This is a genomic window from Bacillus bingmayongensis, assembly GCF_000299035.1.
Lineage (GTDB): Bacteria > Bacillota > Bacilli > Bacillales > Bacillaceae_G > Bacillus_A > Bacillus_A bingmayongensis.
The window spans coordinates 1-2,057 of record NZ_AKCS01000071.1; the positions used below are offsets into that span (position 1 = coordinate 1).

Sequence of the window (2,057 nt, forward strand, 5' to 3'; positions counted from 1 at the left end):
GTTTGTTTCGTTCAGTTTTCAAAGAACTCGTTTGCCGCTTGTTTGCGACTTCCTTATGTTAACACTTTAATATTTCAATGTCAACTAAGTTTTTTATTTCGTTTGTCGCGTTTTGCGTTGTTACTATCGGCGACTCGTATAATATTACACTTGTATGTTAAAATAGTCAATAATTTTTATACAAAAAGTTATTTTTTTATTTCCTCTATATATACTCACAAATCATTAACCTTTTATTCATACACCCTTTCTATTCCCCATATACCTAGTCTTTCCAAAAGAGAGGAGCGTAAAAATGTTTAATTCCTCCCTACTACATATTATGAATACCTACTCAAAAAGCCCTCATTTCCATAGAAACTACGGGTTCCCTAGCCATCCTGTATACTCCCCTAACCCTACTAAAAAGAGGTCGTGCCATTCGATGAATCACCCCCCCTTTTTATATTCCTTCATTAATATGTTTTATACTTTCTATCTTCTTTAGTTTGTCGATCTATGGATTTCATTAGAGCACGTAATTTATCTTTATCCGCCCAAATAACTCCAAATAAAACTAGGCATCCTCCTATTAAGATCTTCCATGTTAAAGATTCATTTAATAAAATAACCGAAGTAATAATACTTATGAGTGGTAAAGCATTTAGATACACTCCACTTACTGATGCCGAAACTCTTTCTAGTGCCTTATTCCAAAACCAATAAGCTAGGATTGTTGCACAAACAACAAGATACGTAAAACTAAGCCCCGTCTTCCATGTGTCTATTTGAGGTAAACCATAGTAAAAAGTTTCGATAACTGCAAAGGGGAATAGAATGATTGCTCCAATAATTAATGTTAATGCTGTAAATACTTCGTTTGATAGATTCTTTTCTTGCTTTGGCCTTTTTAATAACATTGTATAGAATGCAAATAAAAAGGTACTTAATAAAATAAGTATATCCCCGACTAAAGAGGCACTTTGATTATCATTACCAGATGGAATAGTAATACATATTACTCCTATAAAACCTAATATAATTCCAATCCAATAATTTAACTGAATCTTTTCTTTTAAAAACAGTGCCGAGAAAACAATTGTGACTAACGGTAAAGCTGCATCAATGATACTAACATGTAATCCACTTGTTAAAGAAATCCCATACGAGGTAAACATAAAGTATCCCGCCACACCAGTAAAAGATAATAAGCTTATCCTTTTCCACGGAACATCCTTATTAACAATATTTTTTCGTAATTGCTGAAAAGAAAACAATAGACATATCCCGCCTGCAAAGCAAAGACGAAGAAACAATAAGGTGAATGGTTGAATTGACTCTAACGCCCATTTTGTCGGAGCAATTGCTATCCCCCATAGTATAATCGCTACTAATAACATACATATCGCTTTCATAAATCCCCACATCCATCCAACAAGATATATTATGTATTATATCTTGTTAGTATTTTTCCTTGTTGAATAAGCTTGTAATTTCAATTTGCCAATTTTGATCAGTTTCTTGCCTTGTCCTTCCAACTTGTATTGCAGGAATATTATGAACATCCCCCAGGGCATTATCAGCTACGCTTTTACCAAAGTTAAGGACTTGTGACATTCCATTCATGTTCAGGTTTTCAATCAACACACAGTCGTATATATTGAACAGCTTGTATGACTCTTTATGAAGAAAATCTTTTCGTTAGTTTGCAATCTTTTCATGTAGCTTAGCCACTTTCAGCGTTGTCTGTTCCAACAATTGCTTCCTTTTTTCCTGCGTGACAAAATAAACTGTTCTTTTCCTAGCTTTTCTAAGGCTTGACGATAGAAATGTGGGTAATCGGCTTTCTCTCCTGTTTCACTATCGACAAATAAGCCATTCATCGAAAAGTCTAATCCAACAGTGTGTTGTATTTCTTTTGCAATCGGTTGATATTCGTATTCAGTAAGGATGGAAATATAATATTTGTTGGTCTTTGTGCAAGAAATCATAGTATATAAAAACACAAAAAAGACGAGTCATTCTGACTCGTCTTAAGCTTGCTTGGCGACGTCCTACTCTCACAGGGGCAAGGCCCC

1 protein-coding gene and 1 pseudogene are annotated in these 2,057 nt (G+C 34.4%); both read right to left on the reverse strand.

The window, feature by feature from the left end; all coding sequences use genetic code 11:
- Nucleotides 1–455: 455 nt before the first annotated feature.
- Nucleotides 456–1,406 carry a DMT family transporter gene (locus Y7E_RS0106800; RefSeq protein WP_026049123.1) on the reverse strand — a complete coding sequence of 317 codons (951 nt, stop codon included), beginning with the start codon at nucleotides 1,404–1,406 and terminating at the stop codon, nucleotides 456–458.
- A gap of 72 nt (nucleotides 1,407–1,478) precedes the next feature.
- A pseudogene (locus Y7E_RS34225) lies at nucleotides 1,479–1,967 on the reverse strand (RNA-guided endonuclease InsQ/TnpB family protein); the annotation flags it as partial.
- Nucleotides 1,968–2,057 lie beyond the last annotated feature (90 nt).